General features: G+C 35.5%; 1 protein-coding gene. It reads right to left on the bottom strand.

The genetic code is table 11. The features are described 5' to 3' along the window. Positions 1-91: 91 nt before the first annotated feature. Complete coding sequence (locus CXF74_RS21790; protein WP_101084712.1) at positions 92-361, bottom strand: DUF6966 domain-containing protein; 270 nt, start codon at positions 359-361, stop codon at positions 92-94. Positions 362-377 lie beyond the last annotated feature (16 nt).

Genomic DNA, 377 nt, shown 5'->3' on the forward strand with positions numbered 1-377 from the left:
TAACGCCTGCTTAAGCGGATAAAAATAGTTGGCTATAATGTGGAGCGAAGCGGAACGTAGCCAACTGTTTTTATTCCGTTTAAAGCTCTTGTTAGCTTTTTGACGACAAAGTTGCGCATGCTTGCCGTATATTTTCCAAATGGTTTCGAAAATCACCGTTCACAGATAACTCATCAGATTTCTCAATGTTATGTCCGTTACCTTTACAAATATATAAATCATTGATGCTTCCCATGCCTGCAAACTTTTGTAATACACGAGTTGCATCATTACCATCATGAACAGTAGGTAATTTATATTTCTTTTCTCGATACTTAATCAAGATGCAATTTAGTGCCGATATTTCATCATTTAAAATCATAAATCACCATGAAAGC

It is taken from the genome of Psychromonas sp. Urea-02u-13 (assembly GCF_002835995.1).
Classification (GTDB): Bacteria; Pseudomonadota; Gammaproteobacteria; order Enterobacterales; family Psychromonadaceae; genus Psychromonas.

Coding starts and splice junctions, on each gene's coding strand:
- CXF74_RS21790 (WP_101084712.1), bottom strand. CDS start 361: ATGATTTTAAATGATGAAATATCGGCACTAAATTGCATCTTGATTAAG.